This is a genomic window from Legionella norrlandica, from assembly GCF_000770585.1.
GTDB lineage: Bacteria > Pseudomonadota > Gammaproteobacteria > Legionellales > Legionellaceae > Legionella > Legionella norrlandica.
This window is the reverse complement of sequence record NZ_JNCF01000157.1, coordinates 1-256: the sequence shown is the minus strand read 5'-3', so window position 1 is coordinate 256 and position 256 is coordinate 1. Positions and strand designations below refer to the sequence as shown.

Here is a 256-nt window from a genome sequence, read left to right as displayed (position 1 = left end):
TTAGAGTCAACCGGTAAAGAACAAGTACAACAAATCCAGGCTTTAAATAAAGAAAAAGAAACATTGGCCCAGGAAATTGAGCAATTAAACAAACTCAAAACCTCTCAAGGGCAAACCATCGATCAATTGAAAGAACAGGTGAGCAAACAAGAACAACGCCTCGATGCTTTAACAGAAGAAAATAGGCAACATCTCCTTTCAATCCAGGAACTAAAGTTTCTTGGACAAGCGCAAATCCAAACTATTGAGCAATTAA

At 37.5% G+C, this 256-nt stretch carries 1 protein-coding gene; it reads left to right on the top strand.

The window, feature by feature from the left end; genetic code table 11:
• Nucleotides 1-256: hypothetical protein (locus OK13_RS14700; protein ID WP_035891811.1), on the top strand; the 256-nt coding region annotated here is incomplete at both ends.